The 17,876-nt window shown below is 71.4% G+C and carries 18 protein-coding genes and 1 tRNA gene; 6 read left to right on the top strand and 13 right to left on the bottom strand.

Going from position 1 to position 17,876, the window contains the following annotated elements:
- Positions 1-5: 5 nt before the first annotated feature.
- From ACFVVO_RS18270 to ACFVVO_RS18255, 4 genes are all read right to left on the bottom strand, one after another.
- Complete coding sequence (locus ACFVVO_RS18270) at positions 6-1,403, bottom strand: amino acid permease (protein ID WP_390056049.1); 1,398 nt, start codon at positions 1,401-1,403, stop codon at positions 6-8.
- Between the two features lie 165 nt (positions 1,404-1,568).
- Positions 1,569-2,456 carry a carbohydrate ABC transporter permease gene (locus ACFVVO_RS18265; protein ID WP_390056047.1) on the bottom strand — a complete coding sequence of 296 codons (888 nt, stop codon included), beginning with the start codon at positions 2,454-2,456 and terminating at the stop codon, positions 1,569-1,571.
- On the bottom strand, positions 2,453-3,433 hold the full coding sequence (locus tag ACFVVO_RS18260) for a carbohydrate ABC transporter permease (RefSeq protein WP_390056046.1): 981 nt from the start codon (positions 3,431-3,433) through the stop codon (positions 2,453-2,455). The genes ACFVVO_RS18265 and ACFVVO_RS18260 overlap by 4 nt, the downstream gene beginning before the upstream one ends.
- A gap of 8 nt (positions 3,434-3,441) precedes the next feature.
- Positions 3,442-4,755 (bottom strand): ABC transporter substrate-binding protein, encoded by a 1,314-nt coding sequence (locus tag ACFVVO_RS18255; RefSeq protein WP_390056044.1) that lies wholly within the window; start codon positions 4,753-4,755, stop codon positions 3,442-3,444.
- 301 nt (positions 4,756-5,056) lie between these two features.
- Between ACFVVO_RS18255 and ACFVVO_RS18250 the strand changes: the two genes are divergently transcribed.
- The 4 genes from ACFVVO_RS18250 (at position 5,057) to ACFVVO_RS18235 (ending at position 8,391) form a co-directional block, all read left to right on the top strand.
- Entirely contained in the window at positions 5,057-6,082 is a 1,026-nt protein-coding gene (locus ACFVVO_RS18250) for a sugar ABC transporter substrate-binding protein (RefSeq protein WP_390056043.1), read from the top strand.
- A complete protein-coding gene (locus tag ACFVVO_RS18245) occupies positions 6,082-7,158 on the top strand; it encodes an ABC transporter permease (protein WP_390056041.1) in 1,077 nt (358 codons plus the stop codon). Before ACFVVO_RS18250 ends, ACFVVO_RS18245 begins: the two co-directional genes overlap by 1 nt.
- Before the next feature lie 6 nt (positions 7,159-7,164).
- Positions 7,165-8,076, top strand: coding sequence for an ATP-binding cassette domain-containing protein (locus tag ACFVVO_RS18240; RefSeq protein ID WP_390056039.1), 912 nt, complete (start codon positions 7,165-7,167; stop codon positions 8,074-8,076).
- 84 nt (positions 8,077-8,160) lie between these two features.
- Positions 8,161-8,391, top strand: coding sequence for a hypothetical protein (locus tag ACFVVO_RS18235; RefSeq protein ID WP_390056037.1), 231 nt, complete (start codon positions 8,161-8,163; stop codon positions 8,389-8,391).
- 43 nt (positions 8,392-8,434) lie between these two features.
- Here ACFVVO_RS18235 and ACFVVO_RS18230 read toward each other — a convergent pair whose 3' ends face one another.
- From ACFVVO_RS18230 to ACFVVO_RS18220, 3 genes are all read right to left on the bottom strand, one after another.
- On the bottom strand, positions 8,435-9,439 hold the full coding sequence (locus ACFVVO_RS18230) for a Gfo/Idh/MocA family oxidoreductase (RefSeq protein WP_390056035.1): 1,005 nt from the start codon (positions 9,437-9,439) through the stop codon (positions 8,435-8,437).
- Positions 9,440-9,518: 79 nt separating this feature from the next.
- Positions 9,519-10,691, bottom strand: coding sequence for a Gfo/Idh/MocA family protein (locus ACFVVO_RS18225; RefSeq protein ID WP_390056033.1), 1,173 nt, complete (start codon positions 10,689-10,691; stop codon positions 9,519-9,521).
- A gap of 112 nt (positions 10,692-10,803) precedes the next feature.
- Positions 10,804-11,148, bottom strand: a complete 345-nt coding sequence (locus tag ACFVVO_RS18220; RefSeq protein ID WP_390056032.1) for a cupin domain-containing protein — start codon at positions 11,146-11,148, stop codon at positions 10,804-10,806.
- A gap of 212 nt (positions 11,149-11,360) precedes the next feature.
- On the opposite strand from ACFVVO_RS18220, the gene ACFVVO_RS18215 reads away from it, so the two are divergent.
- Together ACFVVO_RS18215 and ACFVVO_RS18210 are read left to right on the top strand one after the other, a co-directional pair.
- A tRNA-Pro gene (locus tag ACFVVO_RS18215) sits at positions 11,361-11,434 on the top strand.
- Between the two features lie 186 nt (positions 11,435-11,620).
- Positions 11,621-12,265, top strand: a complete 645-nt coding sequence (locus tag ACFVVO_RS18210) for a hypothetical protein (protein ID WP_390056030.1) — start codon at positions 11,621-11,623, stop codon at positions 12,263-12,265.
- Here ACFVVO_RS18210 and ACFVVO_RS18205 read toward each other — a convergent pair.
- The 6 genes from ACFVVO_RS18205 to ACFVVO_RS18180 form a co-directional block, all read right to left on the bottom strand.
- Entirely contained in the window at positions 12,213-12,911 is a 699-nt protein-coding gene (locus ACFVVO_RS18205; RefSeq protein ID WP_390056028.1) for a GntR family transcriptional regulator, read from the bottom strand. The two genes, ACFVVO_RS18210 and ACFVVO_RS18205, sit on opposite strands and share 53 nt — an antisense overlap.
- Before the next feature lie 6 nt (positions 12,912-12,917).
- A complete protein-coding gene (locus ACFVVO_RS18200) occupies positions 12,918-13,919 on the bottom strand; it encodes a proline racemase family protein (RefSeq protein WP_390056026.1) in 1,002 nt (333 codons plus the stop codon).
- Positions 13,920-13,977: 58 nt separating this feature from the next.
- Positions 13,978-14,874, bottom strand: coding sequence for a dihydrodipicolinate synthase family protein (locus tag ACFVVO_RS18195; protein ID WP_390056024.1), 897 nt, complete (start codon positions 14,872-14,874; stop codon positions 13,978-13,980).
- A gap of 91 nt (positions 14,875-14,965) precedes the next feature.
- Positions 14,966-16,369: an NAD(P)/FAD-dependent oxidoreductase gene (locus ACFVVO_RS18190; protein WP_390056022.1), complete on the bottom strand. Its 1,404-nt coding sequence runs from the start codon at positions 16,367-16,369 to the stop codon at positions 14,966-14,968.
- Complete coding sequence (locus ACFVVO_RS18185; protein ID WP_390056020.1) at positions 16,362-16,664, bottom strand: (2Fe-2S)-binding protein; 303 nt, start codon at positions 16,662-16,664, stop codon at positions 16,362-16,364. Before ACFVVO_RS18185 ends, ACFVVO_RS18190 begins: the two co-directional genes overlap by 8 nt.
- On the bottom strand, positions 16,661-17,842 hold the full coding sequence (locus tag ACFVVO_RS18180; protein ID WP_390056018.1) for an NAD(P)/FAD-dependent oxidoreductase: 1,182 nt from the start codon (positions 17,840-17,842) through the stop codon (positions 16,661-16,663). Before ACFVVO_RS18180 ends, ACFVVO_RS18185 begins: the two co-directional genes overlap by 4 nt.
- Positions 17,843-17,876 lie beyond the last annotated feature (34 nt).

Here is a 17,876-nt window from a genome sequence, read left to right as displayed (position 1 = left end):
CCCGGTCAGGCCGTCCGCTGCCGCCGGGCCGCCATCACCGCGTAGACGACGATCCCCGCGAACAGGAACAGCACTCCCTGGTACACCGCCGCGTAGCCGGCGCCCGCGACGAGCCACATCGAGAAGGCGGCCGCCACCGCGGTGACCACGGCGTCCCGCGCCAGCCGCGCCCGGTCGACCGACCCGCGCCGACCGGACACCAGGTGGAACACCTGGGCCGCGGTGGCCAGCAGGTACGGCACGGTCGCGGTGAACGTGGTGACGAGCACCAGCATGTCGAAGACCTTCGCCGAGCCCGCCGTGTAGTTGTACACGGTGAGCAGCGAGGCGAGGACGACGGTGACACCGACGCCGACGGTCGGCACGCCCCGGCGGCGGCGCGCGAAGGCGGCGGGGAACAGGCCGTCCCGCGCCGCGGCGTACGGGGTCTGGGCGCTCAGCAGCGTCCAGCCGTTGAGGCAGCCGGTCATCGAGACCAGGGCGGCGAGGGCCACGGCCCAGCCGCCCCAGCTCCCGCCGAACATGGCGTTCACGGCGTCCGAGAACGGCGCGGTGGACGTCACCAGACGGCCGTGCCCGACCGTGCCGAAGACCGCCAGGGTGCCCAGCAGGTACACCAGGGCGGCGCCGGCGGTGCCGATGACCGTGGCGCGCCCCACGTTGCGGCGGGCGTCCCTGACCTCGCCCGCGCTGACGGCGGCGGACTCCACCCCGAGGTAGGAGAAGAGCAGCAGGGCGGCGCACGCGGACACCGCGCCGATGGCGCCGCCGCCGGTGGCGTTGAACGGCCCGAGCTTCGCCGGGTCGAAGAAGAACAGTCCGCCGACCGCGACGAGCAGCAGCGGGACGAACTTCAGCGCCGTGGAGACGAGCTGTACGGCGCCCACGTAGCGGGTGCCGGCGAAGTTGGCGAGCGCGGGCAGCCACTGCAGGACCAGGGCGGCCAGGCACGCGCTCCAGCGGTGGTCGCCCACCGGGATCAGCACGTCGAGGTAGCCGACGGCGGCGACGGCGAGCGCGGCGTTCGACACCCAGGTGGTGATCCAGTACGCCCAGGCGGCGAGGAAGCCGGCGAAGTCGCCGAAGGCCTCGCGGGCGTAGATATAGGGGCCGCCGGTGCGCGGGTCGCGTTCGGCGAGCCGGCCGAAGACCAGGGCGAGCGCGATGGCGCCCACCGTCAGGACAGCGAAGGCGACCAGGCTCACGGTGCCGTAGGGGGCGACGGAGGCGGGGAGCAGGAAGATGCCCCCGCCGATGATGTTGCCCATGACCAGCGCGGTGGCGACGGGCAGCCCGAAGCGGCGGGCGTGCCGTCCGGTGTCGCCGTTCGGGTCCTCGGCGGGAACGGGGTGGGTTCCCGAGGGCGCCGGAGCGGACCGCTCGGCGGTCCCGGTGACGTGCATGGGTGGGTGTGCCTCTCATCGAACGGGTGTTCCCGGGATCGCCGGGACCACGCCATGGTCGGGGATGCCCAGGCCTGACGCAAAATCGCCGTTTTTTATCTCGTTGGACCCGTTCGATGACGAAAAAAACTGCTCGTATGAGGCCTTCGTACCGCCGGTCGTCCGTCAGCCCTTGTTGGAGCCCAGGGTCAGGCCGCTGACGAACTGGCGCTGCAGCGCGAAGTAGACGACCAGGGTCGGGACGGCGGTGAGCAGGGCGCCGGCGGCGACCAGGTTGGGGTCGGTGAAGTACTGGCCGGACAGGTTGTTCAGGGCCGAGGTGATCGGCATGTTCTCCCCGGTGGAGATCAGCACCAGGGCCCAGAAGAAGTCGTTGTAGATCCAGATCGACAGCAGGGTCGCCAGGGCCGCCATCGCCGGCTTGCACAGCGGCAGCGTGATCTGCCAGTACAGCCGCCACACCGAGGCGCCGTCGACCAGCGCGGCCTCGGTCAGCTCGTGCGGCAGCGAGCGCATGTAGTTGCTCAGCACGAACGCGCAGAACCCGGACTGGAACGCCACGTGGATGAGGACGAGGCCGAGCGCGGAGTCGTACAGCTTGCCGCTCGCGGTGACGCCGGGCAGATCCGTCAGCAGGTACATCCGGTAGAGCGGCGTGATGATGACCTGCTGCGGTAGCAGGTTGCCCGCCGTGAAGACCAGCAGCAGCGCCAGGTTGACCCGGAAGTCGAACCGGCTGACGTAGAAGGCGACGCACGAGGACAGGAACAGCGTCACCAGCACGGCCGGCACGGCGATGACCAGCGTGTTGACGAAGTAGTGCGTCATGTCCGACTGCTGGTACGCGTGGGTGAAGTTGTCCAGGCTGAGCTTGTCCGGCCAGGACACGTACCCCTTGGCGCTGGTCTCGCTGTACGGGCGCAGGGCCGAGAAGACCGCCCACAGCAGGGGCGCCAGCCACGCCAGGGCCGTGACCGCCAGGAAGACGTGCAGCAGGACCCGGGCCGGGCGCAGGGGGGCGCGCCGTCTGAGTGCGACGGTGGGGGCGCTCACGATCGCCGCTCCTTCCGGAAGGTGGCCACCAGGTACGGGATGATCACCGCGAGGGAGATCACCAGGAGGACCACCGCGATGGCGGAGCCGTAGCCGATGCGGCTGGACTCGCCGATGATGTTGTTCGTCACCAGGATCGACAGCAACTCGGTGCCCTGGGCGCCCTTGTTGAAGACGAAGACCAGGTCGAAGGCGCGCAGTGCCTCGATGATGGTGACGACGAGGACGACCGTGTTGGTCGGGCGCAGGGTGGGGAAGACGACGTGCCGGAACGACTGCCACTCGTTGGCGCCGTCCAGCGCGGACGCCTCCCGCAGGGACGGGTCGACGCTCTTCAGGCCGGCCAGGTACAGGATCATCATGTAGCCGGTGTGCCGCCAGGACGCGGCGACGAGCACCGCCCACAGGTTGAGATGGGGGTCGCCGATCCAGTCGATGTAGTGGCCCGGCTCGTTGGCCCCGACGACGCTGTTGATCAGGCCGGTGTCCGGGTTGTAGACGAGCTGCCAGACGAAGCCGATGCATGCCATCGAGATGACGACCGGCAGGAAGAACGCGGTCTGGTAGACCCGGCTGAACCGGATCCGCTTGTCCAACTGCACGGCCAGGAACAGCCCGAACGGCGTCGGGACGAGGATCAGGGCCGCGAACCAGATGACGTTGTGCTGGACGGCGGGCCAGAACTGCGGGTTGTCGCTGAAGAGTTGTTTGAAGTTCTCCAGCCCCACCCACTGGATCGAGTCGAACCCGATGCCGTCCCAGGTGGTGAAGGCGAGGAGGATCGAGGCGAGGGCGGTGACCCAGACCAGGGCCACGTGCAGGACCGTGGGGACGCCCGCCATGAAGGCGAGCGTGATCCGGTCGCGGCGGGTCAGCAGGCGCCGGTGACCCCGTGCGGCCCGCGTCGTCCCGGGCGCGGCGCCCGGAGGCGGCACGGTGGCCGCCTCCGGCGTCTTCGTCGTCGTGTCGGTCGTCATCGGGGCGCTCACGAGGACGCGAAGATGGTCTTCTTCTGGCGCTCGATCGACGACAGCAGGCCGTCCACGCCCTTGGGATTCTGGATGAACTTCTGCAGCGCGGGCTGCATCACCGTGGAGGTGAAGTCCGGCCGGCTGTCGCGGTCCATGAACTGGGTGAGACTCTTGGCGCCGCTGATCATCGTGTACGCCTTCTTCTGCAGCGCGGTGTACGAGGAGGTGTCCGCCTCGCTGGAGGCGGCCACCACGCTGGAGTCGGCCTTGAGGTAGACCGCCTCGGCCTCCGGGGTGCCGAGGTACTCCAGCAGCTTCACCACGCCCGCGTGGTTCTTCGGGGCCTTGCTGACCATGAAGCCGTCGGTCGGCGCCTCGACGGTGTCCTGGCCGTGGGCGGGGTTGATCTCGGGGAAGGCGAAGAAGTCGAGGTCGTCCAGGTCGGCCTTGTCCGTGAACTGCTGTCCCACGAACGAGCCGAGGAGGTACATGCCCGCCTTCTTGGCCACCAGGGTCTGCGCGGCGTCCTGCCAGGTGCGGCCCATGGCGCCGTCCTGGTGGTACGGGAGCAGCTCGCTCCAGTGGTCGAACACGGACTTCACCTTCGCGTCGGTCCAGGAGGCCTTGCCGGCCATCAGCTCGACATGGAAGTCGTAGCCGTTGAGCCGGAAGTTGATCTGGTCGAAGGTGCCCATCGCCGGCCAGGCGTCCTTGTCGCCGAAGGCGATCGGGACCAGGCCGTCCTTCTTCATCCGCTTGCACAGGGCGACCAACTCGTCCCAGGTGGTGGGGACTTCATAACCGTGCTGCTGGAAGACGCTTTTGCGGTAGAAGAGCGCCCACGGGTAGGTGTACAGGGGCACGAAGTAGTACTTGCCGTCCTCACCCTTGCTGAGCTTCCTCATGGCCTCGGGGAAGTTGCCCTCGATCTTCGCCCAGACGTCGTCGATCGGCGTCGCCAGCTTCTTCGCCGCGAAGAACTGCATGCGGTATCCGGCGAACCAGTTGAACACGTCGTCCGGGGTGCCCTGGAGGTAGGAGTTGATCTGCTCCTGGAAGGTGTTGTGGTCCTTCGTGTTCACGTCGACCGTGATGCCCGACCGCTTCCTGAACGTCGCGTAGATCTCCGCGAAGGCCTTCTTCGGCACGGCGTCGGAGGCGTTGGAGCCGAGGGTGACGGTCTTCGGGTCGGCGGCGGAACCGCTGCCGCCGCAGGCGGACAGCAGGGGTATGCCCGCACCGGCGAGGAGCGCGGCACCACCCGCTCCGCTGAGCAGCGAGCGACGGCTGGGCCCGGGGAGGGAAAGGCCTGAGGGGGAGAGGCGCATGGCGGCTCCTGAGGATTGCGGGGTCCGGCCAAGGGGATGAGTCGATCACCGAAAGGTCCTCGAAACCGCTCAGAAATCAACTCGACCGAACAGCGTGGGCGTAATAACAGCCCCCACGTCCGCTGAGCGTCAATAGGTCCCGCTCGCGCCGACCGGTCTCTTGCCCGAAACGTAATCGCCCCGGAGCGGCTTTTTGAAATGATGTCTTGACAAAGGATTGACAGCGGGCTTCGCAGGGGGGTTGGATCGCGTGCCAACGCAACAGCGTCCTTTCCCCGTAGCACAGTGAGGTGCACGAACGATGGACCGCTCTGCTCACTTCCGCTCCCGCCGACCGGCCCTCGTCGTGGCCATGGCCGTGGTCGCCGCGGCAGCCCTCACCCTCGCCGGCTGCTCCAGCGGGTCCGGGGGGAAGAAGGCCGAGGAGGGCGGATCGAACGCCTCCGCGGGCAAGGCGAACACCCCCCGGATGACCGTCGCCCTGGTCACCCACCAGTCGGCGGGCGACACCTTCTGGGACATCGTCCGCAAGGGCGCCGAGGCGGCCGCCGCCAAGGACAACATCAAGCTGGTCTACTCCGCCGACCCCAACGCCGGCCAGCAGGCCGGGTTCGTCCAGAACGCCGTCGACCAGAGGGTCGACGGAATCGCCGTCACCCTGGCGAAGCCGGACGCCATGAAGGACGTCGTCGGCAAGGCGAAGGCGGCCGGCATACCCGTCGTGGGCCTGAACTCGGGCCTCAGTGACTGGAAGAAGCTCGGCCTGCTGCAGTTCTTCGGGCAGGACGAGACGGTCGCCGGCGAGGCGTTCGGCAAGAAGCTGGACGAGGTCGGGGCCAAGAAGGCCGTGTGCGTGATCCAGGAGCAGGGCAACATCGGTCTCACCCAGCGCTGCGACGGCGTGAAGAAGACGTTCTCCGGCACCACCGAGACGCTGTACGTGAACGGCGCCGACATGCCGTCCGTGAAGTCGACGATCACGGCCAAGCTGAAGCAGGACAAGTCCATCGACTACGTGGTCACGCTGGGCGCCCCCTTCGCGCTGACCGCCGTGCAGTCGGTGGGTGACGCGGGCAGCAAGGCCCGGATCGCCACCTTCGACCTGAACAAGTCCCTGGCCGGCGCCGTCGAGAAGGGCACCATCCAGTTCGCCGTGGACCAGCAGCCGTATCTCCAGGGCTACTTGGCGATCGACTCCCTGTGGCTGTACAAGAACAACGGCAACTACAGCGGCGGCGGCGAGCAGCCGGTGCTGACCGGCCCGGCCTTCGTCGACAAGTCCAACGTCGACAAGGTGGCCGAGTTCGCCGCGAAGGGCACCCGCTGATGAGCGTGACCCGGGCCGCCGGGCCGGCCGCGGGCACACCCCCGGCGCCCGGCCCCGGGGCCGCGGACGGCCGCACCGCACGGCGCCCGCTGCCGCTGCGGCTGCTGGCCCGCCCGGAGGTGGGCGTCTTCCTGGGCGCCCTGGCCGTGCTGGTCTTCTTCCTGATCGCGGCGCCCTCGGTCCGCCAGGGCAGCTCGATGGCCACGGTGCTCTACCAGTCCTCGACGATCGGCATCATGGCCCTCCCGGTGGCCCTGCTGATGATCGGCGGCGAGTTCGACCTGTCCTCGGGCGTCGCCGTGATCACCTCCGCGCTCACCGCGAGCATGCTCAGCTACCAGCTGACGATGAACGTGTGGACCGGAGTCGTCGTCGCCCTCGCCCTGTCGCTGGGCATCGGGGCCTTCAACGGCTGGCTGGTGATCAGAACGGGGCTGCCGAGCTTCCTGGTCACCCTCGGCACCTTCCTGATCCTCCAGGGCGTCAACCTCGCCGTCACCAAACTGGTCACCGACAACGTCGCCAGCGACGACATCAGCGACATGGACGGCTTCGGCCAGGCCAAGAGGATCTTCGCCTCCTCCGTCGGCATCGGCGGCGTCCAGGTGAAGGTCACCGTCTTCTACTGGCTCGCCTTCGCCGCACTCGCCACCTGGGTGCTGCTGCGCACCAGGTACGGCAACTGGATCTTCGCCGTCGGCGGCAGCCAGGAGAGCGCCCGGGCCGTCGGCGTCCCGGTCACCTTCACCAAGATCACCCTGTTCATGCTGGTCGGCCTCGGTGCCTGGTTCATCGGCATGCACAACCTGTTCTCCTTCAACACCGTGCAGTCCGGCGAGGGCGTCGGCCAGGAGCTGATCTACATCTCCGCCGCGGTCATCGGCGGCTGTCTGCTCACCGGCGGCCACGGCTCCGCGATCGGACCCGTCTTCGGCGCCTTCATGTTCGGCATGGTGAACCAGGGCATCGTCTTCGCCGGCTGGAACCCCGACTGGTTCAAGGCCTTCCTCGGCGCGATGCTGCTCGGCGCCGTCCTGATCAATCTGTGGGTCCGGCGCACGACAACCCGGAGGTGACCTTCGATGACCACGAACGGAACCGGAACCCACGGCACGGCCCGGAAGGGCACCGTGCCCGCCACGGACGGCCCGGTCGTCGAGCTGCGCGGCGCGGGCAAGTCCTACGGCAACGTCCGCGCCCTGCACGGTGTCGACCTCGAGGTGCACGAGGGCCGGGTGACCTGCGTCCTCGGTGACAACGGCGCCGGAAAATCCACCCTCATCAAGATCATCTCCGGGCTGCACCGGCACACCGAGGGCGAGTTCCTGGTGGACGGCCGGCCGGTGCGCTTCAGCACCCCGCGCGAGGCCCTCGACCGCGGCATCGCCGCCGTGTACCAGGACCTCGCCACCGTCCCCCTCATGCCGGTGTGGCGGAACTTCTTCCTCGGCTCCGAGCGGACCAAGGGGCCTTGGCCGGTCCGGCGCCTGGACATCGCCCGCATGAAGGCGACGTGCGACCGGGAACTGCGCAACATGGGCATCGTCCTGGACGACCTTGAACAGCCCATCGGCACCCTGTCGGGCGGCCAGCGCCAGTGCGTGGCCATCGCCCGGGCCGTCCACTTCGGCGCCCGCGTGCTGATCCTGGACGAGCCGACGGCGGCCCTCGGCGTCAAGCAGTCGGGTGTGGTCCTGAAGTACATCGCAGCCGCTCGCGACCGCGGCCTCGGCGTCATCTTCATCACCCACAACCCGCACCACGCCTTCATGGTCGGCGACCACTTCAGCGTGCTGCGCCTCGGCACCCTCGAACTCAGCGCCGGGCGCGCCGGGATCACCCTCGAGGAGCTGACCAACCACATGTCGGGCGGTGCCGAACTCGCCGCGCTCAAGCACGAACTGGCGCAGGTGCGCGGCGTGGACGTCGACGGGCTGCCGGACGAGGAGGACCTCACCGCACCGGCGGCCGGCTCGCCGGAGGACACCTGCTGACAGCGCCGGCACACGCAACCGACGGACCGGACCCGTACGTCCAAAGGGGTGTACGGGTCCGTACGAGCCCACGGGGAGGCCGAGTTGACGAATGAGGCGCACCAGCCGAACGAGACGGACGAGAGCAGCGAACGGCGGGCGGCGGAACGGGAGCCGGCGCCGGACACCGCCGCGACGGCGCGCCGTGCCCGGTTCGGCACACTCCCGGAGCGGGTCCGGCCCGAGGACACGGTGGAGACACGGCCCGCCGCGCCCAGGGACCCGGCGCGCGACGCCTACGACCCCGACGAATGGCTGGTCCGCCACTGCCTCTGAGCCGCGGGCGACCTGTCAGCGAGCCTGAGCGGGCACGGCGCGGTCAGCCGGCCCGCACCTCCGCGACCGTCACCGGGCGGTGCTCACGGACGGACAGGGTGCACGCCTCGGCGATCCAGCCCGCCTCCAGGGCGTCCTCGATCGTGCAGGGGGAGGGGCGGGCGCCGGCCACCACCTCGGTGAACGCGGCGAGTTCGGCGCGGTAGGCGGCGGCGAAGCGGTCCATGAAGAAGTCGTGCGGGGTGCCGGACGGGAAGGTCACTCCGGGCTCGGCCGAGCGCAGCGGCAGCTTGTCCTCCAGGCCGACCGCGAGGGAGTCCTTGAAGCCGAGCAGCTCCATGCGGACATCGTAACCCCGGGCGTTGTGACGGGAGTTGGAGACCACCGCGAGCGTGCCGTCGTCCAGTGTGAGGATCGCGCCGATGGTGTCCGCGTCGCCCGCCTCCCTGATGTGAGCGGCACCCCGGTTGCCGCCGGCCGCGTACACCTCGGTGACCTCGCGGCCGGTCACCCAGCGGATGACGTCGAAGTCGTGGACGGAGCAGTCGCGGAAGATGCCGCCCGAGGCGGCGATGTACGCGGCGGGCGGCGGCGCGGGGTCCAGGGTCGTGCAGCGGACCGAGTGCAGCTTGCCCAGCTCACCACTGCGCACCGCCGCGCGGGCGGCCGTGAACCCCGCGTCGAAGCGGCGGTTGAAGCCGATCTGCACCGGCACCTCGCCGCCTCGGACGGCCTTGAGCACCTCCAGGCCCTCCGCCATGGTGCGGGCGACGGGCTTCTCGCAGAACACCGGGACGCCGGCCTCCACCCCGGCCCGGATCAGCGCCGGATGGGCGTCCGTCGCCGCCGCGACGACCAGACCGTCCACCCCGGCCGCGAACAGCGCGTCCGGCGAGTCCGCGATCCGGGCGCCGAACCGCTCGGCGGCGGCTCTGGCCGCATCGGCGAACGGGTCGGCGACGACGAGCGATTCGACGGCGTCAAGCCCCGAGAGGGTCTCGGCGTGGAAGGCGCCGATGCGGCCGAGGCCGAGGATTCCGATGCGCATGAGGGGGCAGCTCCTTGAGTGCGGTGGTGCGAGGGGGACGTGCCGGCCGGGGCCGCCCCGGTGCGTTCCGGTTCCGGTCTCAGCCGATCACCGGCCCGGGCGGCAGGTCGACCCACGTCCGGCTCCCGGCCGACAGCACCATGGCGTCCAGCACCGCGGCGCCGCGCACCGCGTCCGCGAGGGTGGTGCCGTACGGCCTGCCCTCCGCGATGGAGCGCAGGAAGCGGTAGGCCTCGATGACCTTCAGGTCGTCGTAGCCCATCGCGTTGGCGGCGCCCGGCTGGAACGCGGCGAACTCACCGGCGTCCGGGCCGACGTACACCGTGCTCACCGGCTGGTCCTGGTACGTCGTGCCGCGGCTCACCGCCAGCTCGTTCATCCTGCGGAAGTCCCAGAAGACCGCGCCCCGGGTGCCGTGCACCTCGAAGCCGTAGTTGTTCTGCTCGCCGACCGAGACCCGGCAGGCCTCCAGCACCCCGCGGGCACCGGAGGCGAACCGCAGCAGACAGCCGACGTAGTCCTCGTTCTCGACCGGCCCCGGCTCGCCGCCGAGGGCCCGCGCGTGCCCGGCGGTGGCGCCCGCCGGACGGGCCCGCTCGGGCACGAAGACGGCCGTGTCGGCGATCAGGGAGGCGATGTCGCCGAGCAGGAAGCGGGCCAGGTCCGCGCCGTGCGAGGCCAGGTCGCCGAGCACTCCGCTGCCGCCGCGCGCACGCTGGTAGCGCCAGGTCAGAGCACCGTCGGGGTGGGCGGCGTAGTCGCTGAACAGACGGATGCGGGCATGGGTGACCGTGCCGATCTCGCCGCCGGCGATCAGGTCCCGGGCGGCCTCCACGGCCGGCGCGTTGCGGTAGTTGAAGCCGACCGCGCCCTGGACGCCGGCCCCCGCGACCGCGTCGGCGACGGCACGGGCGTCCGCACCGGTCAGCCCCACCGGCTTCTCGATCCACAGATGCTTGCCGGCCTCGGCCATCGCCACCCCGATCTCCCGGTGCAGGAAGTTCGGCACGGTGACGCTCACGGCCCGCACCCGCGGGTCGGCGGCCACCTCGCGCCAGTCGCGGGTGGCGCGGGCGAACCCGAACCGTGCGGCGGCTTCCTCGGCCCGGCCCGGCACCTCCTCGGCGACTGTCAACAGCTCAGGGTGCAGCGGCAGTTGCGGATAGTGGTGCCCGACACGGGCGTAGGCCTGGGTGTGCACCCGTCCCATCCAGCCGAAACCGACGACGGCGACACCGAGCGCATCCACCATGAAAGCACCTCTGCTCATGCCTGGACCGGTTCAACCCCTGTCCAGGTCACCTTTGTGCGGACATGGCGAGCGTGTCAATCCGAACGCGGCCGCCCAGCCCGCACGGCGTCCCTCACAGAGTGATCGCGTAGGCCTTGCGCAGCGTCTCGTGCACGGTCCACGTCGTGCGGTCGCCCGCACGCAGCACGGCCAGGTCGCCGGGTCCCACCCGCAGCGTGGGGCCGTCCTCGACCTCGATCGTCGCGGACCCGCTGATGACCACGAACAGCTCGTCCGCCTCGGTGTCGGTGACCACGCCCGGCGTGATCTGCCAGACCCCGCGGAGCTGCCGGCCGTCCGCCGACTCCCACACCACCTTGCCCGTCACCTCCGGGTTCCCGGAGACGATCCGCTCCGGGTCGAGCGGCTCGGGTTCGAGTTGGGCGTCGGGGATGTGGAGTGCGAAGCTGTGCGTCATGCGGCGACCCTAACCAGCGGGGCCGCCGCGCGGCCGTCGACAGTGTGTGCGGCATCGGGCCCGGCGGACGGACACTTCGTCGCGCCACCCGTGGCCGACGCGACCACGGCAGCCCCCGGTCGGACGCGGGCGGCGAGGTCGGTGAGTGCACCCGCCCGGGTGCGGTAGGGTTGACCTGCGTGATCACGCGGCAGGGCCGCGTGGAAGGGCAACGGGACGTGGCGCAGCTTGGTAGCGCACTTGACTGGGGGTCAAGGGGTCGCAGGTTCAAATCCTGTCGTCCCGACTTGTGAGCACGCAGGTCCAGGGGCCGTATCGGAGTGATCCGATACGGCCCCTTGATCGTTTTTGAGGGCCCTGGCTGATCCGAACGCCGCACTTCCGTGCGTGTTGGTGCCGCGCGGTCCGAGGGGACGCGGTGCACGGGTTGGCGTCGACCGGCATGTGACGCGAAAACACGGGAGGCATCGCGTTGTCGACGGTCGGGGCACGCACCAACGCGACGACCCTGCCGATCGTCCTCGGCCTCTCCCTCGCTTTCGCGGTCACGGCCATCGATCCTCTGGTGCTCAGCCTCAATCTGCCGCAGGTGAGCCGGTCCCTTCACGTACCGCCGCAGCTCCTCGGCCTGCTGACCGGAGCGGCGACACTGTGTATGACCGCGGGAATCGGCGCGGCGGCCGGTCCCGTGCTGGGCGGCCTGATCACCAACTACCTCGGCTGGCGGGTGTCGCTCCTCATGGAGGCCGTCATCACCCTGGCCGTGGTGCTGTTCATGCGGCGGACGGTCGCTCCGGGGCGCACCCGTGCGCATCCCGGACAGCGCTTCGACGTCCTCGGGGCGCTGCTGTCGGCCACGGGATTCGGGCTGCTCGTCGTCGCCTGGGCGCGCTGGCCCCCATGGGGTTCGCGCTCGCGCTGCGCATTCCCCGCGCCGGCGGTCCCGGGCGCTGACAGGAGCGCTCCGGTGGCCTCGGGGACGGTGACGGTCGGTCGTCCGGTGAGGCGGACCTCGTCATGCGCTGCCGTGGCAGGGCCCTCCTCGGGTCCGAGGGCCGGCGCGGTCAGTCCCCGGCCGCCCACAGGCCGCGCACATGACCGAGGTGCCGGGTCATGACCTCGCGTACGGCCTTCTCGTCCCGCTCCAGCAGTGCGTCCAGGAGTTCGAGGTGTTCCTCGGCGGAGGCGAGCAGCCGGCCCGCCTCGACCAGGGACGTCAGGCCGTAGAGCCGGGAACGGCCGCGGAGGTCGGCGACCACCTCCACCAGGTGGGAGTTGCCGGCCAGGGCGAGCAGACCGAGGTGGAAACGGCTGTCCGCCTCCACGTAGGCGATGAGATCACCGGCCGCAGCCGCGGCGACGATCTCCCGGGCCGCCGGGCGCAGCGCCTCCAGGGAGATCCGGTCGGCCGTACGGGCCAGGTCCACCACGGTGGGTGTCTCGATCAGCGCGCGGATGTGCGTGTACTCGTCGAGCTGTTGCTCGGAGACGGCGGTGACCCGGAAGCCCTTGTTCGGTACGGTGTCGACCAGGCCCTCCTTGGCCAGGTCCAGCATGGCCTCGCGCACCGGCGTCGCCGACACTCCGAAGCGGGCCGCCAGCGAGGGCGCCGAGTAGACCTGCCCCGGCCGCAGTTCGCCCGCGATCAGGGCGGCCCGCAGCGCGTCGGCGACCCGCTCGCGGTAGCTGCTCCGCCGGCCGCTCAGGCGGGGAAGCACGGGTGCGTCCGCGTCCTGCGATCTCTGTGCCATGTCACGCATCATCGGAGTCTAGAGGACGAACCCCTCCGGGAAGGGATCGGAAGGATCGAGCAGGTACTGGGCGGTGCCGGTGATCCAGGCGCGGCCGGTGAAACTCGGCAGCACGGCGGGGAGTCCGGCGACCCGGGTGGTGCCGAGCAGCCGGCCCGTGAAGTGGGTGCCGATGAAGGACTCGTTCACGAACTCGGTGTGCAACGGCAGTTCGCCCCGCGCGTGCAACTGCGCCATGCGCGCACTCGTCCCCGTACCGCAGGGGGAGCGGTCGAACCAGCCCGGGTGGATGACCATCGCGTGCCGCGAGTGGCGGGCGGTGGCGTCCGGGGCGTGGAGATGGACGTGGTGGCAGCCGCGGATCGACGGGTCCTCGGGGTGCACCGGCTCCGACTCCGCGTTGATCGCCCGCATCAGCGCGAGGCCGGCCGCCAGGATGTCGTCCTTGCGGGCGCGGTCGAAGGGCAGGCCGAAGGCGTCGAGCGGGAGGATGGCGTAGAAGTTGCCGCCGTAGGCGAGGTCGTAGGTGACGGTGCGGCCGTCCGGGAGCGTGGCCTCGCGGCCCAGGGCCACCGCGAAGGAGGGCACGTTGCGGAGGGTCACGTCGCGCGCCGCTCCGTCCTCCACCGCCACCTCGGCGACCACGACCCCCGCCGGAGTGTCCAGGCGGATGGTGGTCACCGGCTCCACCGCCTCCACCATGCCGGTCTCGACCAGCACGGTCGCCACGCCGATCGTGCCGTGTCCGCACATCGGCAGATAACCGGAGACCTCGATGTAGATGACGCCCCAGTCGCAGTCCGGCCGGGTCGGCGGCTGGAGGATCGCGCCGCTCATCGCGGAGTGCCCGCGCGGCTCGTTCATCAGCAACCGCTTGATGTGATCGCGGTGTTCCCGGAAGTACAGCCGCCGCTCGTTCATCGTCGCACCGGGTACGGTGCCGATCCCGCCGGTGATCACGCGGGTCGGCATGCCCTCGGTGTGCGAGTCGACGGCGTGCAGGACGAGCTTGCTGCGCATACTCCGGCCTCTCTGTCGTGGCGTCGGGCTGGTCGGGCTTCTCGCCGCGGCGTGTGCGTCAGGCGAGCCCCGCGGCCACGGCCTTCTCGGTGGCGGCGCGGACGGCCGCCTCCTGCTCCGGCAGCAGCGGAACGCGCGGCGGGCGCACCGGTCCGCCGTACCTGCCGACCACGTCCATGGACAGTTTGATCGCCTGCACGAACTCCACCCGCGAGTCCCAGCGCAGCAGCGGGTGCAACTGCCGGTACAGCGGGAGCGCGGTGCCGAGGTCCCCGGCCGTCGCGGCGCGGTACAGCTCGGCCGAGGCCCGGGGGAGCGCGTTGGGGTAGCCGGCCACCCAGCCCTTGGCGCCGGCCACGGCGAGCTCCAGCAGGACGTCGTCGGCACCGATCAACAGGTCCAGTTCCGGCGCGAGTTCGGTGATCCGGTAGGCGCGGCGGACGTCACCGGAGAACTCCTTGACGCCGTGGATGTGGCCCTCGCCGTGCAGCCGGGCGAGGAGTTCGGGCACGAGGTCCACCTTGGTGTCGACCGGGTTGTTGTACGCCACCACCGGCAGGCCCGCCCGCGCGACCTCGGCGTAGTGCGCCAGTACGGACCGCTCGTCGGCGCGGTAGGCGTTGGGCGGCAGCAGCATCACGGCCGCACAGCCCGCCTCGGCCGCCTGCTCCGCCCACCGCCGGGCCTCGGCCGAGCCGTACGCCGCGACGCCCGGCATGACCCGCGCACCGCCGATCGCGGCGACGGCCGTCTCCACGACCCCGGCCCGCTCCTCGGGGGTGAGCACCTGGTACTCGCCGAGGGAGCCGTTCGGCACGACGCCGCCGCAGCCGTTCTCCACCAGCCAGGCGCAGTGTTCGGCGTAACGGTCGTGGTCCACCGAGAGGTCCGCGCGGAGTGGGAGCGCGGTGGCCACGAGGATGCCGCGCCAGGGGCGGCTCTGCTGGAGGGTCATGAGTGGTCCCCGATCCAATAGGGTGTGACATTTTACTGAGTCGCGGGGTCGCGGCAGGGGCCGCGGGAGTGGCGGCGGGTTGGCGGGCCGGTCAGTGCGGTTGTGGTTCCGGCGGTTCGGCCAGTACGCCGAGCGGTACCGGCCGGGCGAACGGCCGGCGGCCCGGTGTGAACGGGCAGCCGGTCAGTCCGGCCACCGCGGGGCCGCACATCCGGCCCTGGCACCAGCCCATTCCGGCGCGGGTCAGCAGCTTCACGGTGCGCGCGTCCCCGGCTCCGAGGGTGCCGGCCGCCTCGCGGACCTGCCCGGCGGTGACCTCCTCGCAGCGGCACACCGTCGTGTCGTCCGTCATCCGGTCGGCCCAGTCCACGGGCGGCGCGTAGACCGTGTCCAGTGCGGTGGAGAACGCCCGCAGCCGGGTGCGGGCCCGGGCGGCCGCGGCCCATGTGCGCGGGTCCGGGGTGGTGCCGTGCAGGCGGGCGGCGATCGAACGGCCGGCGATGTGTCCCTCGACGAGCGCGAGGTCCGCGCCACCGATGCCGGTGGCCTCCCCGGCCGCCCAGACGCCCGGCACGTCGGTGCGCTGCTCGGTGTCGACGCGGACGTCGGTCCCGGACAGGGTGCAGCCGAGCGTCTCGGCCAGGTCGGTGTGGGGCAGCATCCCGTGCCCGACCGCGAGGGCGTCACACGGAACGCGGCGGGTGGTGCCGGGCGCGAGCCGCCCGTTCCGGTCCAGCGCGGCCACGGTGACCGCCTCGATCCGGTCGGCGCCGTGCGCCTCGACCACGGTGTGCCGGGTCAGGGGCCGCACCCCGTACCTCAGCAACCGGGCCGCGTACCAGGCGCCTTCGGCGAGCTTTCCGGGGTGCCCGGCCAGTGCCGGAGCCATCCGCAGCAGTGCCCTCGGACCGGCGGACTCCACCAGCGCGGCCACCCGGGCGCCCGCCTCCGCGAGCCCCGCCGCCACGGGGAGCAGCAACGGACCGGTGCCGGCGACGACGACCGTACGGCCGGGCAGCACCAGTTGGCCCTTGAGCATGGCCTGTGCGCCGCCCGCGGTGACGACTCCGGGGAGTGTCCAGCCGGGGAAGGGCAGCACCCGCTCGTAGCCGCCGGTGGCGAGCAGCACCGCGTCGGCCCGGACGGTGACCCCCTCCTCCTGCGCCGGGCCGCGCAGGCAGTGCACCGCGAACCCTCCGGAGGCGGGGAGCCGCTCCACGCACCAGACATGATGATCGGTCAGGTGAGTGACGTTCCCGCCGGCGCGGTGCCGGTCCAGCGCGTCCCGCAGCCGGTCCCAGGTGCGCGCCCGAGGGCGCGGTGCGGGCGGGCGGCGCGCCGCCAGGGCGGCGGCGGGCCGCCGGTGGATCTGGCCGCCCGCCTGCTCGGCCGCGTCGACCAGGGTCACGCGCACACCGCGCGCGGCCGCGGCCAGAGCGCCGGCCAGCCCCGCCGGACCCGCCCCGACGACGGCGAGATGGGGTCGTTCAGCCATCCGCGTGTCCCGTCCCCTCCTGTGTCCGGATCACATCGCCCGGTTCGAGCGGGACCAGACAAGCCCGCTGGTTGGGACGCCCGTTGACGGTCACCAGGCAGTCGAAGCACACCCCGATCCCGCAGAACACCCCGCGTGGCCGGCCCCCGCCGCGCGTGCCGCGCCAGGAGGTCACGCCCGCCGCCCACAGTGCTGCCGCGACCGTCTGTCCCGGCAGCGCCGCCACGGGCCGGCCGTCGAAGGTGGCGCTGAACGCGGCGGCGGGATGCGCCCCGGCCGGCTGCGAAGGGGTCACGGCGTCTCGCCTCCACGCGTCGTCGGGGGAGTCCCGGGTGTCCCGAACCGGTCCGGGCGGAACGGGCCGAGATCCAGCTCCACCGCCTTCCCGGTCAGAGCCTGCGCGATCAACCGCCCGGTTCCGGTGGCCAGTCCGATGCCCGCGCCCTCGTGCCCGCAGGCATGCAGCAGACCGGGCACGCGCGGATCGGGGCCGATCGCAGGGAGGTGGTCGGGCAGGTACGGCCGGAAGCCCGCGTACGTCCGCAGCGCGCGCACCCGCTCCAGGAAGGGGAACAGGCCGATCGCACCGGCCGCGAGCGCTCGTACGGCCGGCAGGGACAAGGTGCGGTCGAAGCCCACCCGTTCGCGGGTCGCCCCGATCAGGACCGGCCCGGCGGCGGTGCCCTCGACCACCGGTGAGGTCCGGAGCGCGGCCGAGTCGCTCGCCACGTCGGCCACGTAGTCGGCGGCGTACACCTTGTGCCGGACCATCCGCGGAAGCGGCTCGGTGACCAGTACGAAGCCGCGCCGGGGGAGCACCGGAAGGTGAACGCCGGCCAGGGCGGCGAGTTCGCCGCCCCAGGTGCCGGCCGCGTTCACCACGGCCGGGGCGTGGATGTCGCCCTGGGTGGTACGGACCCCGCGTACCGCGCCGTCCCGCCCGCGCAGTACGCCGGTCACGGTCAGGCCCGCGTGCAGCCGGGCTCCCGAGGCGCGGATCAGGTGAGCGGCGGCGAGGGCCGGCATGACCTGCGCGTCCTGGGGATAGAGCACCCCGCCCGCGAGGCCGGGGGCCAAGTGGGGTTCCAGTTCCCTCAGTTCCCGGGAGTCGGCCCCGTCGGCCTCGACGCCGGCGGCCCGTTGGCGTTCGGCGAGGTCGTGCAGTGCGGAGAGTTCATCAGACGTCGAGGCGACGACGAGGCCGCCCTTGGGCTCGTACTCGATCGCCGGACCGAACTCGTCCGCGAGCCGCGCCCACAACCTGGCGGAAAGCAGAGCCAGTTCGAGTTCGGGACCGGGGTCCTTGTCGGAGACCAGCAGATTTCCCTCGCCGGCTCCCGTGGTGCCCCCGGCGACCGGACCACGGTCCACCACGTTCACGTCGAGACCCGCCCGCGCGGCGTACAACGCGCAGGCCGCACCCACCGCACCGGCCCCGACGACCACGACATCACAGGTCAGTCGCATCGCCACGCCAGTAATATGTCACATGACGCTCTCTCGGGAC

The organism is Streptomyces sp. NPDC058145 (genome assembly GCF_042884245.1).
Classification (GTDB): Bacteria; Actinomycetota; Actinomycetes; order Streptomycetales; family Streptomycetaceae; genus Streptomyces.
Note: the sequence above shows the minus strand (reverse complement) of the source record. Positions and strands in the feature narration are given on the sequence as shown.

Bases quoted from the DNA above. Each gene is read 5' to 3' on its own strand.
- ACFVVO_RS18195 (WP_390056024.1), bottom strand. From the start codon at position 14,874: ATGACCCTCCAGCAGAGCCGCCCCTGGCGCGGCATCCTCGTGGCCACC.
- ACFVVO_RS18260 (WP_390056046.1), bottom strand. From the start codon at position 3,433: ATGACGACCGACACGACGACGAAGACGCCGGAGGCGGCCACCGTGCCG.
- ACFVVO_RS18200 (WP_390056026.1), bottom strand. From the start codon at position 13,919: ATGCGCAGCAAGCTCGTCCTGCACGCCGTCGACTCGCACACCGAGGGC.
- ACFVVO_RS18220 (WP_390056032.1), bottom strand. From the start codon at position 11,148: ATGACGCACAGCTTCGCACTCCACATCCCCGACGCCCAACTCGAACCC.
- ACFVVO_RS18250 (WP_390056043.1), top strand. From the start codon at position 5,057: ATGGACCGCTCTGCTCACTTCCGCTCCCGCCGACCGGCCCTCGTCGTG.
- ACFVVO_RS18225 (WP_390056033.1), bottom strand. From the start codon at position 10,691: ATGGTGGATGCGCTCGGTGTCGCCGTCGTCGGTTTCGGCTGGATGGGA.
- ACFVVO_RS18240 (WP_390056039.1), top strand. From the start codon at position 7,165: ATGACCACGAACGGAACCGGAACCCACGGCACGGCCCGGAAGGGCACC.
- ACFVVO_RS18245 (WP_390056041.1), top strand. From the start codon at position 6,082: ATGAGCGTGACCCGGGCCGCCGGGCCGGCCGCGGGCACACCCCCGGCG.
- ACFVVO_RS18205 (WP_390056028.1), bottom strand. From the start codon at position 12,911: ATGATGCGTGACATGGCACAGAGATCGCAGGACGCGGACGCACCCGTG.
- ACFVVO_RS18230 (WP_390056035.1), bottom strand. From the start codon at position 9,439: ATGCGCATCGGAATCCTCGGCCTCGGCCGCATCGGCGCCTTCCACGCC.
- ACFVVO_RS18255 (WP_390056044.1), bottom strand. From the start codon at position 4,755: ATGCGCCTCTCCCCCTCAGGCCTTTCCCTCCCCGGGCCCAGCCGTCGC.
- ACFVVO_RS18270 (WP_390056049.1), bottom strand. From the start codon at position 1,403: ATGCACGTCACCGGGACCGCCGAGCGGTCCGCTCCGGCGCCCTCGGGA.
- ACFVVO_RS18190 (WP_390056022.1), bottom strand. From the start codon at position 16,369: ATGGCTGAACGACCCCATCTCGCCGTCGTCGGGGCGGGTCCGGCGGGG.